This window comes from Paenibacillus sp. IITD108, assembly GCF_036541265.1.
Lineage (GTDB): Bacteria > Bacillota > Bacilli > Paenibacillales > Paenibacillaceae > Pristimantibacillus.
In genome coordinates, this window is record NZ_JAZHCT010000007.1 from 76,050 (window position 1) to 91,551 (window position 15,502).

The following is a 15,502-nucleotide window of genomic DNA, read 5'->3' on the forward strand; positions in this document are numbered from 1 at the left end:
CTCAAACGGGGGAGGAGAGCGCGTGGTAAACTGGATCTGGTTATTTTTTATTGCGAGCAGCGTTATTGTTGCTGCGGCGACTGGAAAGATGGAGGCTGTTACCCAAGCTGCGTTTGATGGCGCAAAGTCGGGAGTAACAGTCAGCTTTGGTTTGATTAGTATAATGGTTTTTTGGCTCGGCATGATGCGGATTGCGGAGGACGCCGGATTGCTCAGCAAGCTGGCTCGTTTAATGAGTCCTATAGTTACGCGTTTATTTCCTGATGTGCCAAAGGGACATCCTGCGCTTGGCTACATTATGAGCAATTTGAGTGCAAATATATTTGGCCTTGGCAATGCGGCAACGCCAATGGGCATTAAAGCGATGCAGGAGCTGCAAAAGCTTAATAAGGATGAAACGACGGCAACGCCGGCAATGTGTACGCTGCTGGCTTTGAATACATCAAGCATAACGATCGTGCCTACAACATTAATCGCCATACGAATGAATTATGAGTCGGCCAACCCCGCCGAAATAATAGGCACCACTTTAGCAGCGACCTTTATAGCAACGGCTGCGGCCATATTAGCGGATCGCTGGTATCGCCGCAAAGCATCTTCCTCCCCGCCGCACGGTCCGGACATCAAAGGAATTAAAGGGCGGGCTCTGAAAAAGTCAGACGACAGCCAGATGCCGGCGCCGGGTGGGGGTGGAAAGCTTGTATGAACTATTTTCTCAGCTTTCGATTTGGCTGATTCCTTGTTTGATCGTTTTTATTCCGCTGTACGCGGCTATGCGCCGCAAAGTTCCCGTTTATGAAACCTTTGTAGAGGGCGCAAAGGACGGCTTTGGCACGGCGATAAATATTATTCCTCATTTGGTAGGCATGATGGTAGCAATCAGCATGTTTCGGGCATCCGGAGCTATGGAACTCATTCTTTCTGGCGTCAGGCCGCTCTTTGATTCGCTAGGCATTCCTAGCGAGGTGCTGCCCCTAGGCTTGCTGAGGCCCCTCACAGGAGCGGGCTCGCTTGCGTTTACGGCTGATTTGATTCAAACCTACGGTCCTGATTCCATGATTGGCAGAATTGCTTCAACCATTCAAGGCAGTACGGATACCACCTTATATGTGCTGACGGTGTATTTTGGAGCAATAGGCATCCGACGTTCGCGCTATGCACTAAAAGTTGGATTATTCTCAGATATTGTAGGATTTTTTGCCGCTATTTTTATTTGTTTATACATATTTGGATAGTAGAGCTTGTGATTTATTCGCCATATCGCTATGATGGAGAATGAGGTGAATGAATTGGAACGTTTACAAAAAATACTTGCGCAGGCAGGCGTAGCCTCCAGACGCAAATGCGAAGAAATGATAAAAGCGGGAATGGTTGAAGTCAATGGAGAAAAGGTAACCGAGCTTGGCGTGAAGGCAGATCCTGCGACAGATACAATTACAGTGAACGGAAAGCCGATTCGTAGCGAAAAGAAGCTTTATTTGATGCTTAATAAATCGAAGGGTGTTATAACGAGCGCTCAGGATCCGCAGGGACGGAAGGTAGTATCCGACTTTTTGCCCGGCATTAAAGAAAGAGTGTATCCGGTAGGCAGGCTGGATTATGATACGGAGGGCTTGCTGCTGCTTACGAATGATGGGGAATTTGCCAATAAGCTGACACACCCGAGCTATAAGGTTCCAAAAACGTATTTGGCTACCGTTCGGGGCGTTCCGCATGGCACGCTGCTGGAAAAGCTTGCTTCCGGGATCGAGCTTGAGGATGGCATGACAGCTCCGGCTGAAGTGGAGTATTATGATGTTGATACAGACAATAATGTTGCGACTATTTCCATTACAATTTACGAAGGCCGCAATAGACAGGTGCGCCGCATGTTTGATGCGATTAACCATAAGGTCATTCGGCTTAAGCGCGTAAAATATGGGGAGTTAACGCTGGAAAAGCTTGGCCGGGGCAAATACCGCCATTTAACGGAGCAAGAGGTAAAGGACTTGCTAGGTCAAGCTGACAAGACACATAAAGTTCATAAAAAGTAATCGACGGCGGCAGTAATTGCCGTCGACTTTTCGTTATAATGATACTGGATTGTTGTGAATGCAGAATTGGTGGTGAAAGCAATAATGAAGAAGTCGCGCAGGCCGATGCAGATTGTTATATTAATTGCAGTTTTAATAATTGGCGGTTATGCCATCGGTTCAACGTTGTTTGAGAATGATAAGACAAAGGTAAAGATAGGAGCACCGCCTCCAGATTTTCACTTAGCAGATCTTAGCGGCAGTCCTGTTCAGCTGGCCGATTACAGCGGCAAGGCGCTCGTTATTAATTTTTGGGGCACCTTTTGTGAGCCTTGTGTGACTGAAATGCCTGAATTTGAGCGACAATATGAAAAGTGGAAGGATAAGGGACTAGTTATTGCAGCTATTAATTTGAGCGAAGACACGCTGACAGTGAACAACTTTGTCAAAAGATTCAATCTTTCTTATCCGATCCTACGCGATGTCAATCGAAAAACAGAAAGATTGTATGGCCTTCGATCATATCCTACTACTTTCTTTGTGAAGCCTGACGGCAATATAATGGATATCGTAGTAGGCGGCATGACTGAAGCAGCTATCGAGCAGCGAGTTACTCTACTGCTTGAGCAATAGGAGGTAGTTGTTTTGCTTAACATCAAAAACACAAAGTGCGAGTGCGGGCACCAAAATGCAGTGGGCACCGTACTGTGCGAATCATGCGGTAAGCCGCTTAACGAGACGGAAAAATCGAACGAGCCTCTTGAAATGCGCTATGACGGGGTAGCAAGGCGGTCACAGAAAAAAAATCCAAATCCGATTGATCGCGTGTGGAATTTCTTTTCATCAGTCAAAATTGCTATTTATTTAATTGTGATTACACTGGTTACCTCGATGCTGGGTACGATCTATCCTCAGGAAAGCTCTTTTATTAACAATTTTAATCCAGCGGTTTATTATGAGGAATCGTATGGTTTGCCGGGAAAGATTTACTATTTGCTAGGCTTGTCTCATACATATGAGAGCTGGTGGTTTATCACTTTGCTGGTCATGATCGGCACCTCTCTAGTTATTTGCAGTCTGGATCGCGTGCTGCCGCTGTATCGAGCCTTGAACAAGCAGCAAATACGCAAGCATCTTGATTTTATTTTACGTCAAAAAACGGTGTATAAGGCAAAGCTTGATGCTGATGCGGAGGAATGGGTCGAGGCATACGGCAAGCAATTGAAGCGCAAAGGCTACAAAGTTCATCGTGACGGCACAGCGCTCTTAGCCGAAAAGAACCGTTTCAGCCGTTGGGGGCCGTATATTAATCATATCGGGCTTATTCTGTTTTTGCTTGCTATACTGGCGCGAAGCATTCCAGGCTGGCAGATGGACAGCTATGTGACTGTTCCGGACGGCGACACGGTTCATATTACTGGCACCCCGTATTATTTGAAAAGCGAGAAGTTTACGGTAGAGTTCTATGAGGATGATGAGCTTCCAGACAGCTTGAAAGGACAAAATCGCGCCAAGCTCTTTAAGACAAGCGCTGTGTTGTACACTTGCACCAGCAATTGCGGAGACCCGCTTCAGGAGCCCGTACTGGAAGAATTGAAGCGGCATGAGATCATCGTTAACGAGCCTCTAGTATACAAGGGGCTTAAGCTTTATCAGTTTGATTTTGACCTGACGCCCAGATTGAACGCTGTTCATCCGACGCTGTTCAATAAGGAGACGGGAGAGGCTTACGGATCATTTGATCTTCCTATGAAAGAAGCAGCCCTGCATCATGAGGTTGGTCCGTATACGCTGGATTTGGTTGCAAACTATATGGAGTTTGCGCTGGATAGCAACGGTAAGCCGACGACGCTGTCGAGGGATCCGATTGCTCCTGCATTCGTATTCAGCATCAAAGGGCCAGGCCTTGACCCAGAGGGCGAGCCATATATTTACTTCCCGATGCAAAAGGATAAAGTGCGCTTTGCTCAGGATGTAATCAATGGCAAGCTGGCTGAAAAGCTGGAAATTAGAGTGGATGGCATGGAAAATGTTAATTTTTCTGAGGCGACAACCTTCTTGAATGTAAGAATTGACAAGGCTGTTCCTTATTTATGGATAGGCGCATTTTTCTCCATGCTTGGCCTTTTAATGGGCTCTTACTGGCAGCATCGCAGAATTTGGCTGCGCGTTGATGACGGCGAGCTGGCACTTGGAGCGCATACGAATAAAAATTGGTATGGCATGAGGGCGGATGTTGCTGCCGCTTTGAAGCAAATGGGTACTGAAATAGATCCTAAGCTGCTTGATAATGGAGGGAACAAAGGATGAGTTTGGTTGAACTAAGCAATAATGCGTTTTTAGCCGCATTTTTCTTGTATTGCTTTGCGTTTATGTTTTACGGGATTGCAATTATGGGGAAAAGGTGGAGCAACCGTAATGTGGAGCAGCATGAAAAACGCTGGGGACGCATCGCATTTATAGTATCCTCTGCAGGGCTGGCTGCTCACCTGGCCTTCTTCTTCTTGAGATGGATAGGCAGCGGCCAGATTCCAACCAGTAATATGTATGAATTTATTACGTTTCTTGGCATGGCTATTATGATTGCCTATACGATTGTTTATTTTATATACCGCAAGCCGCTGCTTGGCATGTTTGCCCTGCCGCTGACAATTATTATTATTGCATACGCATCTGTATTTCCGCAGGAGGTACAGCCGCTTATCCCGGCGCTTAATTCGATTTGGCTGAAGGTGCATGTTACGACTGCAGCGCTCGGCGAGGCATTTTTTGCAATCGGCTTTGCAGCCGGACTAATGTATTTGCTGCGCGTTGTCGATTTTAAAGATAAATCCAAGAAGTCGCGCAAAGCACAAAATTGGCTCGAATTCACACTTTATTCTATCGTATTAGTTGTCGGTTTTATTATTGTTGTGTTTGCCTTTAGAGGCATGGGATATTCAGCTGAGTTTTTAGAAGAAAAAGTAATGATAGACAGCCGTGGACAAGATAGCACGATCACTGAAAATGTGCATTATACATTGCCGCCGATCGTAAAGCCTTATAACAGTCAGACGGTTTCCGTAGATTCTTTCCTTGGCATGGATAAGCCGCTTATGGAAGCGCCTTACTGGATGAATGGCGTAAACGCCGGCCGAAAGCTGAATACAGTAGTTTGGTCGATTATTGCCGGTTCTCTATTATATGGCTTGCTAAGATTAGTATTCCGTAAAAAATTAGGGGCAGCAATCAGTCCGGCGCTTGAAGGCATAGATCCGGATGATCTGGATGAAATCAGTTATCGCGCAATTGCAATAGGCTTTCCGATATTCACATTAGGCGGATTAATATTTGCAATGATATGGGCAGACATTGCCTGGGGCAGATTTTGGGGATGGGATCCAAAAGAGGTATGGGCGCTTATTACATGGCTGTTCTACAGCGCATATTTGCATTTCAGACTATCGCGCGGCTGGCAAGGCTTTAAATCTTCATGGCTAGCTGTAATTGGATTTGTTATTGTATTATTTACCCTAGTAGGCGTAAACTTAATTATAGCAGGTTTGCACTCTTATGCTGGCGTATAAGAGGAGCTATAGACGTATGCTAATGGAAAGGAGCATCAGTAATGGCTGATTTCATTAATCGTATTTTAGTAGTAGATGACGAAGAACGCATACGGCGCCTTCTCAAAATGTACTTGGAAAAGGAAGGCTATGTTATTGATGAAGCGGAGGACGGAGAAACTGCGCTGCGCATGGCCACAGGCGCAGACTATGCGCTTATCCTGCTTGATGTCATGCTGCCGGGAATCGACGGTATTGAAGTTTGTTCCAAGCTGCGGCAGGTGAAAGCGACGCCTGTTATTATGCTTACGGCAAAGGGAGAGGAAATGAACCGCGTGCAAGGCTTCGAGGTTGGTGCGGATGATTATGTCGTTAAACCGTTCAGCCCGCGTGAAGTTATTTACCGGGTGAAGGCAATTTTGCGTCGCTCCTCCGCTACGGCATTTTTAACTAAAGAGCTGAATACAAGCAATAATATTGTATTTCCGCATTTGGTTATTGAGCATGATGCGCACCGTGTTACTGCAGGCGGCCAGGAGGTCAGCCTAACTCCGAAGGAATATGAGCTGCTGCATTATTTGGCGGTTACGCCGGACAAAGTGTTTTCCCGGGAAGAGCTGCTGAAGGATGTTTGGAACTATGAGTTTTTTGGCGATTTGCGCACAGTCGATACACATGTGAAACGTCTCCGCGAGAAGCTGAACAAAGTATCGGTCGAGGCAGCAGCCATGATTACTACGGTATGGGGCGTTGGCTATAAGCTCGAGGTGCCGAAATAAATGAAGCTATGGAACTATTTGTCCCGCTTGCTTTGGCATAGTGTAGTCGGTAAGCTTTGGGCTACAATTATGCTGCTGGTTGCAGTGGTTCTGTTAATACTTGGGGTTTTCCTGCTTCAATATATTGATATTTGGTTTGCTGAAAACTCAGACTCACATGATATTAAAGTATTGTTCGTAATTACAGCAATAATCGGCTTTTTGCTTTCCACCTTTTTTGCTTTCTTCTTATCTACCAAATTGCAGCAGCCGCTGCTGCAGCTGAAAAATGCTGCTGACTCTGTAGCGCAGGGAAATTATACGACGAGAGTCGATATTCGTTCCTCGGACGAGATTGGCCAGCTTGCGAATATGTTCAACCATATGACTGAGCAGCTGGACAAGCTGATTCATGATTTGAATCATGAGAAAAAGCACTTGGCAAGCATACTCAGAAGTATGGGGGATTCCGTTATTACGTTTGATGCTAAGGGTCAAATTATATTAACGAATCCCAGCGCCGATTTGTTGATTAATAACTGGTCTGATCTCGAAATTGCCAGACAGGAGCAATCCTTAGTTGCAGACTCGACTTACTTGGGTGTTCCGATGCCGCTGCGTGATTTGTTCCAAAATGTGATGAGTGAAGGCCGTGATATGACCGATACGGTTCATGTACACAGCTTTGTATGGTCGGTCGTAATGGCGCCGCTGCATACGAATCAAGAAGTTCAGGGCGCTGTAGCGGTCATACGGAATGTTACGGAAGAGCATAAGCTGGATAAGCTGCGACGCGATTTTGTAGCAAATATTTCGCATGAAATACGTACGCCGCTGTCTATGCTGCAAGGCTATAGCGAAGCGCTGCTGGATGAAATCGTAGTCGATCCTGAGGATCGCCGCGAGCTGGTGCAGGTCATTCATGATGAATCGCTTAGAATGGGACGGCTAGTAAATGGCTTTCTGGATATTGCCAGAGTTGAAGCAGGCCATATTGAGACGAATATGCAGGAAATTGATTTGCATTATTTAATTGCCCGTGTTCATCGTAAATTTTTAGTGCTATCCAAGGAGCACGAGGTGCACATGCATGTTGAAGCGGCAGAGTATCCGCTTATTCTTAAGCAAGCGGATGAAGACAAGCTGGAGCAGGTGCTGACCAATTTGCTTGATAACGCGCTAAGGCATACGCCAAGCGGCAAGGCAATTACGATCAAAGCTGACCAGCAGTGTCTGAACGGAAGCTACTACATTCAGCTGATCGTAGAAGACGAAGGACAAGGGATACCTCAGGAGGACCTTCCTTATGTGTTCGAACGCTTCTACAAGGCAGATAAAGCCCGCAAACGGGGTGCCAGCGGCGGGACAGGCCTCGGTCTTGCTATCGTGAAGAGCTTTATTGATTTGCATCAAGGGGAGATTACGGTTAAGAGTGCTAAAGGAAGGGGCACAACCTTTACGATGCTTCTTCCCGTTGAACCCAAAACAAAATAGCGGCCAGCTGGCAGCTATGCATAATTTAGAACAAAAAAAGCGTTCCTGCTGAAGGAACGCTTCTTTTGTTGAATGAAGCCGATAAATCTTGTTGCTCGTGAAACAATCAAGGGAAGTGAATCGGCTATTTATAAAGTAATTTCTTTAGCTGTATTGAGCTCGGAAATTTTTGTAAGCTGCGCAAGAACTGCTTTTGGCGTCACTTTATCTACACCAAGCACCATGATGGCAAGGCCGCCTACAAGCTTGCGTCCCACCTGCATCGTTGCAATATTAATTTCATTGCTGCCCAGCAAAGTTCCCACATGGCCGATAATGCCCGGTTTATCATTGTGCGAGATAAGCAGCAGATTGCCGTAAGGCGCAACATCGACTGGGAATTTGTCGATTTGCACAATTCTTGGGCCGTAGCCTGTAAGAAGCGTGCCTGCAACGTTGCGTTCCTCTTTATTAGTTTTCAGTGTAACTGTCAATAAATTTGTAAAGTCTTTTGCAGCGTGCGATTTTTGAATCACAATGTTGACGTCGCGGTTTTTGGCCAGATGCATGGAGTTGACGATGTTAACCTGATCTGCACCAAGGTGATGAGCGAGTACGCCTCTTGCAATATAGCGAGTGATTGGCTGAGTATCAACTTCCGCCAGATCGCCGGCATAGCTGACGACAATTTCCTGTACAGCACCTTCAGTTGCCTGAGCTATAAAGCTGCCAAGCTTTTCTCCAAGCTCGTAGTAAGGCTGGAGCTTGCTTTGAAGATTTGCTGGAATTGGCGGCATATTTACTGCATTCATAAACGGTTCATTGCGTAAAATATGAAGCACCTGCTCAGAAACGTCAATCGCTACATTTTCTTGTGCTTCGACTGTTGAAGCGCCAAGATGCGGTGTAACGATAATTTTTGGATGCGACAGGAACGGATGATCTGCTGCAGGCGGCTCAGCTTCGAAAACATCGAATGCCGCGCCCGCTACAATGCCTTCATCTATCGCTTCAACGAGCGCCAGTTCATCAATGATGCCGCCGCGCGCGCAGTTGACGATGCGCATGCCTTTTTTCATAATAGAAAATTTCGCCTTGTTGATCATGTGGCGTGTCTCGGCAGTCAGCGGTGTATGGACAGTCATAAAGTCTGCCTGCTGCACGATTTCATCTACCGATGCCAGTTTAATGCCGATTTTCTCAGCGCGTTCTTCTGTCAAGAACGGATCATAGCCTAGAATGGTCATGCCGAATGCTTTTGCGCGCTTTGCTACCTCGCTGCCAATGCGTCCCATGCCAAGAACGCCCAATGTTTTGTTGCGCAGCTCTACGCCCAGGAAGGATTTGCGGTCCCAAGTGCCGCTGATTGTTTTGGCATAGGCTTGCGGAATATGGCGGGCAAGCGCCATAATCATTGCGAAGGTGTGCTCGCATGTCGTAATCGTATTGCCGTCCGGCGCATTGATCACGATTATGCCGCGCTTAGTAGCTGCGTCGAGGTCGATATTATCTACACCAACACCTGCTCGCCCAACCACTTTAAGCTTTTTGCCTGCCTCCATAATAGCCGGAGTAACCTTAGTCTGGCTGCGCACAAGAAGTGCATCGTACTCGCCGATAATAGCGATTAGCTCTTCTTCGCTCAGCCCTGTTTTTTTGTCCACTACAACATCGTTTGCTTCTGTTAATTGCTGAATACCATGGTCGCTAATCGGATCAGAAACCAATACTTTAAACATCGAATAAAGCCTCCTAAAGCGGGCAGTGCTTGTACAAACGTACACAACGCCCAATAATTATGAACAGAAAAACCCTCTCCCCGGCACCGATGTGATGCAGCGGGTCGAGAGTTTCATCATCGAAATGTTAGACTTTACTATTTTATAGTAAGATCGGTCACAATTGCAATGCTTAAACTTGCTCAAATGTGAAAATTTCGTTATGATTCAAGCATAAGAAGCAAATTTCGACAAGTTTTTTAAAATATTTAGGAAAGCATAAGTTTCCACTTTATAGCACCTTACTTGGCGCCCGGGAAGAAATAAGGCACCTGCGGCATTAATTCATTTTGATAGTATTTGTTTTTGTTTCTAATAAAATCACCAGCGCGAACGGCTTCCGTATCAATGAGAAGCTGTACGATCTGCTCGTAGGTTTCCAGCATCATTTTATCTGCTTGTCCAGATTTGATAAAATCATCTATGCGGCTGGAAAGATCCTGCGGATAAAAAGGCAGCAGCAGCTTTTGCTCTTTCAGCTGCTCCGCATTCAAGCGATTTTTAATTGCGATTGGCAATGTGCTCCAATCGGACAGCTTGAGCGGTTTGGATGCTTTGTAGTCTTTCACAATATTAGGATCGATGGAAGATGCCCATTTCTCCATCGCTTCAAAATAAGCTTGCTGCGCGGCATAGGCTTCTTGTACGGCCTGGACATATATTTTTTCCTTTTCAATTTGATCCTTTAGATTACCTGCTTTTGCTGATTTGCCAAGGCTTGCTGCCTTGTCGGAAGCATCTTTGAACAGCTTCAAGCTGCGTATGTAACTGTTTTGGGCTTTTCCCAGCAGGGGTGACTTCTGCATATCAAAGGAGCTGGCTTCTTTGGCTTTGCTGCCGGCAAGCTTGGAGAGGCCTTTAAACAGTGCTGATTCATCGATCGTTTGACCTTGCGCCAGCTTGTTCATTGCGTCCAGCCATTCGTCCTGAAATTCTCTATACGGTGAAAATACGGTATGATAAAAGGAGACAAGATCCTGCTGCTGATAATGGCTTGGATCCGTGCTGCTTTTTTCATTCTCGGACGCATATTTGGCTTCTACCTTGGAGGAGCCGATATGCATGCCATAAAAAAAGGCTCCCACAGCGCAGACAAGCATAAATATAAAGCCGACACTAAATAACATAGCTGAGGTTGTTAAACGTTTTTCCATAAAATATAACTCCTTTTATACATAAGTAAATTAATAACAGCAATATTAAATACAATTGCAGACAGGCGGGTAAGCATGAAAAAGTTTGATTTTAAAAAAATTAGAGTTCGTAAAGTATCGATTGATGAATTGGATGACCGCATGCTGCTTGTCAATTTATATACTACGCAAGCACTTACTTTTATTATCGGTTTTATTTGGCTGTTATTTCAGCGGCAAAACATAATATCTTTATTTTCTTATCCCTATTCGCTTCATCCGCTTTGGTGGGGGCTCGGATTGGCCGGCGCCGTAATCATAGTCGATCTGGTCATTTCCAGATTTGTTCCCGATGAGGTTGCTGATGACGGGGGCATTAACGAGCGGATATTTCGCACCAGGCCAGTATGGCATATCGCGCTTCTTTCCTTCATTGTAGCTATTTGTGAAGAAACGTTATTCCGCGGAGCCATTCAGCATGCAATTGGTCCATATTGGACAAGCATCGTATTTGCCGCTATCCATGTCCGCTATTTGCGGCACTGGATTCCGACCGGTCTTGTTTTTTCCATCAGCTACGGGCTTGGCTGGATCTATATTCAAAGCGGCACGATTTGGGCGCCCATCATCGCCCATTTTGTAATCGATTTTGTGATGGGGTTAATTATTCGTTTCAGGAGGGAGCCATGAGCAGAAAGGAAAAGTTCAGCCGCTCCGCTAAAAAAATGCAATCCAAATTAGATCAATCGACGCCGGAAGCAAGCAGCAACGGATTGACCAAGCTTCCGCCGCGCAGTAAAAAATTCCCTTCAAGTAAGCACAAATTGACGAAATGGTATTATAATTTTTTATTTTTTTTATTTGTTTGCTTGGTAGCCTTTCTTTTTTGGTATGGCAATCGTTTTAGTGTGAGTGAGCCTTAATTGTAACATCTTGTCGAATTATCCAACAGGTTTAATTGTTTTTCCTTTAATTATTGCGCATTCAAATTTCATTGCGAGACACAATAAGAAATGCAGTTAATGATGAAATGGGGTGCAGACAGCATGAGGATGAGCAGTTTATTGGTAGGTTCAATTATGGGTGCAGCAGCTGTTATGGTATTGGCCCGCAAGCGGCCGGCCGCGATTGCGGCTGTAAACGATGCAGTATGCGATACAGCTTCTGCCATTAGCCACAAGTCGATGGAAGCTTTTGACGCCATGAAAAAAATGAATTGGAGAAGTGAGGGAAAGAAATACGTCCCAAAGTTTTCTGAGCGTGAGCCGAACGGCAGCGCAATCGAAAAAGGAATAGATAAAATGGAGGCTGCTATTGACGACGCCTCGCACATGACGGAAAGAGTTAAAAATAAAGCAGTTGACGCCGCATCGCAAGTTACGCACTAGATTATCCTTTTTAACACAATAATGGCATGAAAAAGGATCGTATATGGCTGAATTTGCCCCAGAAAATAAGGGGAAAGGCCCATATGCGATTCTTTTTTTTCAATAATAGTGCAAACGCTGATCATACATGATAAAGTATTTACATAGTATGATAAGATCAAGTGAGATATATCATGCAATTTTTATGGTTAAGAATGCTGCGGCAAAGGAGGATCCTGTCATGAAAATTGAACGCCTGAGTCAGGATAGAATAAGGATATTTCTGACATTTGACGATTTGTTGGAACGGGGGATCCAGAAGGATGATATGTGGCGTGAGCCGCCCAAATTGCATGATCTATTCAGTGAAATGATGGAACAAGCATATAACGAGCTTGGTTTCGAAGCGAGCGGACCGCTTGCAGTAGAAGTATTTGCAATGCCGGCTCAGGGCATGGTTGTGATTGTGACTAGAGGCAAGCCAGGCAGTCACGATCAGACTGAGGATGATTTGGACGATGAGCTGTACGAAATGGAAGTCACCTTGGAGCAAAGCGATATCATGATGTATGCTTTCCGTGATTTCGAGGATGTGATCTCAGTTTCTAAGCAGCTGGATGCTTCCAATCTGACAGAAAGCGGCAGATTGTATTCCTACAACTCCAAATGGATTCTTGCTTTGGAGCCGGCTTTAATCGATTCAGCCAAGCAAAATGCAGTCATTGCCCTGCTGGCTGAATATGGTGAAGCAACTTCAGTCACCTATGCGGTGCTTGAAGAGTATGGCAAGCTCATCATTGCAGAAAACGCCATCGAGCAAATCAATCGTCATTTTTCCTTCTAAAATCGAGATCCCTTGTAAAGTCGAAGAGCAACTGCGGGCTTTCTTAAGCTGCTTGCTCTTTTTTTGAAAATATGCAGCATACTATTTTAAAGTTAATTTCGCTTAATTCCATTAGCAGAAAGCAGGTTCGATATGCTGTTGTTTGCACTGTTAAGCGCAGCGGTTGCTCCCGGTGTATCGCTGCTTACTTATTTATATTTGCGCGACCGCTATGATTCGGAGCCGATTCATATTGTAGTCCGCATGTTTATATTAGGCTTAGTGATTGTTATTCCTATTATGGTTATTCAAAGAGGGCTGCAATTATTGCTCGGCGATGCCTCTTTATTATTTGCCTATGTAGAATCGGCCGGCGTTGAGGAATTTTTCAAATGGTTCGTGCTGTATCATTTTATTTATCATCATGCAGAATTCGATGAGCCTTATGACAGCATTTTATATGCAGCAGCTATTTCGCTTGGCTTTGCCACGATGGAAAATATTATGTACGCTGTATTTTCCAGCTCATCCTTTACAGTTATGATCGGACGAGCCTTGCTTCCCGTTTCTGGCCATGCCATATTCGGCATTATGATGGGCTATTATATGGGCAAGGCCAAATTTACGTCCAAAACAAGATATTATTTGCTTATCTCATTTTTGCTGCCCGTTTTTTTGCACGGCACTTACGATATGATTTTAATCAGCGTTAAAGCTAATTGGTTTTGGTTTGCCATACCATTTATGATTATGCTGTGGATATGGGGTGTGAAAAAAATGGATCGGGCGCATGCCAGGTCGCCTTATCGCTTACTTACTCGCGAGGATGAGGTTAATTTATAAAAAATTCGTCCATACTGCCATTTAGGAAAATTTGATGTCAGTAAGGAGGACCTTATGGAAGCGGCAAGAACGAAAGTGACGATACGCTGCAATGTATGCGGCGAAAAATTTATTTTACGGGGCAGACGCTCCAAATCAGGTATCGAAACCGGATTTAAGCAGTGTATCTGCAGCAATAGCGAGGACTTGGAAGTGGAAGAGCATCATTAAACTCGCCGTCTTCTTTTAAATGAAGCAGGGCGGAGCCGGTTATCCTTGTTTTACAAATTTCATTTAATAAAAAATGTATAAAGCTCCTTTATGCAAACCAAACTAACGGAAGGTTTTGTATATGAAAGGAGCTTTTGCATATGTATAAACGATTAAGTGCGATTATGTTTCCGATAGCGCTTGTGCTGCTTATTGGCTCAGTTTATTGGGGCTATCAGGAGCATCAAGAAAAAAATTCGATTCTGATCAAAGCGGAAAATCAATATCAGCGTGCTTTCCATGATTTGACCTATCATGTCGATAAGCTTCATCAGCAGTTAGGCAATACACTGGCTGTTAATTCAACCTCTCAAGGCTATCATCGCAAGGGACTGGTGAATGCTTGGAGATTGTCAAGCCAGGCGCAAAACGAGATCAGCCAGCTTCCGCTCAGCTACTTGCCATTTACGGATGCAGAGGATTTTCTATCACGAATCTCCAATTTTGCTTACAAAACCTCTGTGCGCGATTTAACGAAGCAGCCGTTAACAGAGGATGAGTTCAAAACTTTAAATACGCTTTATGAAAAGTCCAAGGAAATTTCTAAAGATTTAAATCATATGCAGCAGCAAGTGCTTTCCAATAATATGCGCTGGATGGACATTGAAATTGCAATCGCTAAGGACAGCGCCAAGGGCGGCAATATTATCGTGGACGGCTTGCGTGATGTAGACAAGCGAATTGGCGAATATCCCGAGTTGAACTGGGGGCCTTCTGTTGCAAGCATGTATGAAAAGCGGTCATTTAAAGCGCTTGGCGGTGAGGCGGTATCGGCAGAGCAAATTAAAGAAAAGGCCGCCAAGCTGCTCAAAGCGGATCCTTCAACGATAGAGGTAGTCGAGAACGGCAACGGGACTGACTATGCCTCGTATTCCGCAGTACAAAACAAAAATGACCCGGCTAAATCCGTGCACATGAACTTTACCCGCCAAGGCGGCAAACTGATGATGTATATGAAGAACAGGAATCTTGGCAAGGCTGCCATTTCAATGGATCAGGCAAAAGCATCTGCTGACGCTTTCCTGGAGCAGTATGGCTATAAAAATATGAAAGCTGTAAGCTTCGACAATTTTGAGCAGACTGGAACCTTTACCTATGTGGGATCTCAAAATGGCGTGCTGATTTATCCGGATAAACTTACAGTTAAAGTTGCTATGGATAATGGCGAAGCTATCGGCCTGCAAGCGGGTGATTATGTTCAGAAGCATGTGGAGCGCGAGCTTGCCAGCCCAACGCTTAGCTCAGCTGAAGCGAGAGAGGCGCTTAATCCGAATATGAGCATCAAGCATGAGCGGCTAGCGATTATCGATGGCGAGATGGGCGAGGAAGTGCTATGCTACGAATTTACTGGCCAAATTAACGGCGGCTTGTACCGTATCTATATTAACGCCGAATCGGGCATCGAAGAATCGATTGAGCAAATGAGCACGATGGATGAACAGGTTGAAACGGCAGAAGCCAAGCATTAGGTTACCGATTTAAAATTTGAATTTCAGATAGCTCCCCTTCTGGAGGCATGAT

The 15,502-nt window shown here is 45.1% G+C and carries 17 protein-coding genes; 15 read left to right on the forward strand and 2 right to left on the reverse strand.

Annotated features, from left to right (window positions below):
• The first annotated feature begins 22 nt into the window (after positions 1 to 22).
• The 8 genes from V1L65_RS08205 to V1L65_RS08240 all read left to right on the forward strand — a co-directional run bounded on the left by V1L65_RS08205 (position 23) and on the right by V1L65_RS08240 (position 7,809).
• Positions 23 to 706 (forward strand): nucleoside recognition domain-containing protein, encoded by a 684-nt coding sequence (locus V1L65_RS08205; RefSeq protein WP_331698632.1) that lies wholly within the window; start codon positions 23 to 25, stop codon positions 704 to 706.
• Entirely contained in the window at positions 699 to 1,235 is a 537-nt protein-coding gene (locus V1L65_RS08210) for a spore maturation protein (protein ID WP_331698633.1), read from the forward strand. Before V1L65_RS08205 ends, V1L65_RS08210 begins: the two co-directional genes overlap by 8 nt.
• A gap of 54 nt (positions 1,236 to 1,289) precedes the next feature.
• Complete coding sequence (locus tag V1L65_RS08215; protein ID WP_331698634.1) at positions 1,290 to 2,033, forward strand: pseudouridine synthase; 744 nt, start codon at positions 1,290 to 1,292, stop codon at positions 2,031 to 2,033.
• 72 nt (positions 2,034 to 2,105) lie between these two features.
• Positions 2,106 to 2,645 carry a thiol-disulfide oxidoreductase ResA gene (gene resA, locus V1L65_RS08220; protein WP_331698635.1) on the forward strand — a complete coding sequence of 180 codons (540 nt, stop codon included), beginning with the start codon at positions 2,106 to 2,108 and terminating at the stop codon, positions 2,643 to 2,645.
• A 12-nt stretch (positions 2,646 to 2,657) separates the two neighbouring features.
• Positions 2,658 to 4,322, forward strand: coding sequence for a cytochrome c biogenesis protein ResB (gene resB, locus V1L65_RS08225; RefSeq protein WP_331698636.1), 1,665 nt, complete (start codon positions 2,658 to 2,660; stop codon positions 4,320 to 4,322).
• A complete protein-coding gene (gene ccsA, locus V1L65_RS08230) occupies positions 4,319 to 5,578 on the forward strand; it encodes a cytochrome c biogenesis protein CcsA (protein WP_331698637.1) in 1,260 nt (419 codons plus the stop codon). The genes resB and ccsA overlap by 4 nt, the downstream gene beginning before the upstream one ends.
• Positions 5,579 to 5,619: 41 nt before the next feature.
• Positions 5,620 to 6,336 (forward strand): response regulator transcription factor, encoded by a 717-nt coding sequence (locus tag V1L65_RS08235; protein ID WP_331698638.1) that lies wholly within the window; start codon positions 5,620 to 5,622, stop codon positions 6,334 to 6,336.
• Entirely contained in the window at positions 6,337 to 7,809 is a 1,473-nt protein-coding gene (locus tag V1L65_RS08240; RefSeq protein ID WP_331698639.1) for a HAMP domain-containing sensor histidine kinase, read from the forward strand.
• Between the two features lie 128 nt (positions 7,810 to 7,937).
• Here V1L65_RS08240 and serA read toward each other — a convergent pair whose 3' ends face one another.
• Positions 7,938 to 9,527 (reverse strand): phosphoglycerate dehydrogenase, encoded by a 1,590-nt coding sequence (serA, locus tag V1L65_RS08245; RefSeq protein ID WP_331698640.1) that lies wholly within the window; start codon positions 9,525 to 9,527, stop codon positions 7,938 to 7,940.
• Between the two features lie 281 nt (positions 9,528 to 9,808).
• A complete protein-coding gene (locus tag V1L65_RS08250; RefSeq protein WP_331698641.1) occupies positions 9,809 to 10,720 on the reverse strand; it encodes a hypothetical protein in 912 nt (303 codons plus the stop codon).
• Between the two features lie 75 nt (positions 10,721 to 10,795).
• Here V1L65_RS08250 and V1L65_RS08255 point away from each other — a divergent pair, with 75 nt between their 5' ends.
• The 7 genes from V1L65_RS08255 to ypeB all read left to right on the forward strand — a co-directional run bounded on the left by V1L65_RS08255 (position 10,796) and on the right by ypeB (position 15,450).
• Positions 10,796 to 11,389, forward strand: coding sequence for a CPBP family intramembrane glutamic endopeptidase (locus tag V1L65_RS08255; protein WP_331698642.1), 594 nt, complete (start codon positions 10,796 to 10,798; stop codon positions 11,387 to 11,389).
• A complete protein-coding gene (locus V1L65_RS08260) occupies positions 11,386 to 11,622 on the forward strand; it encodes a hypothetical protein (protein ID WP_331698643.1) in 237 nt (78 codons plus the stop codon). Before V1L65_RS08255 ends, V1L65_RS08260 begins: the two co-directional genes overlap by 4 nt.
• Before the next feature lie 129 nt (positions 11,623 to 11,751).
• Positions 11,752 to 12,087 carry a hypothetical protein gene (locus tag V1L65_RS08265; protein ID WP_331698644.1) on the forward strand — a complete coding sequence of 112 codons (336 nt, stop codon included), beginning with the start codon at positions 11,752 to 11,754 and terminating at the stop codon, positions 12,085 to 12,087.
• A gap of 220 nt (positions 12,088 to 12,307) precedes the next feature.
• A complete protein-coding gene (locus tag V1L65_RS08270; RefSeq protein ID WP_331698645.1) occupies positions 12,308 to 12,910 on the forward strand; it encodes a genetic competence negative regulator in 603 nt (200 codons plus the stop codon).
• A 132-nt stretch (positions 12,911 to 13,042) separates the two neighbouring features.
• The gene (gene prsW / locus V1L65_RS08275; RefSeq protein ID WP_331698646.1) at positions 13,043 to 13,732 is read left to right on the forward strand and encodes a glutamic-type intramembrane protease PrsW; all 690 of its coding nucleotides are present in this window, start codon (positions 13,043 to 13,045) and stop codon (positions 13,730 to 13,732) included.
• A 54-nt stretch (positions 13,733 to 13,786) separates the two neighbouring features.
• Positions 13,787 to 13,942, forward strand: coding sequence for a hypothetical protein (locus V1L65_RS08280; protein WP_331698647.1), 156 nt, complete (start codon positions 13,787 to 13,789; stop codon positions 13,940 to 13,942).
• Positions 13,943 to 14,082: 140 nt separating this feature from the next.
• The gene (ypeB, locus tag V1L65_RS08285) at positions 14,083 to 15,450 is read left to right on the forward strand and encodes a germination protein YpeB (RefSeq protein WP_331698648.1); all 1,368 of its coding nucleotides are present in this window, start codon (positions 14,083 to 14,085) and stop codon (positions 15,448 to 15,450) included.
• Positions 15,451 to 15,502 lie beyond the last annotated feature (52 nt).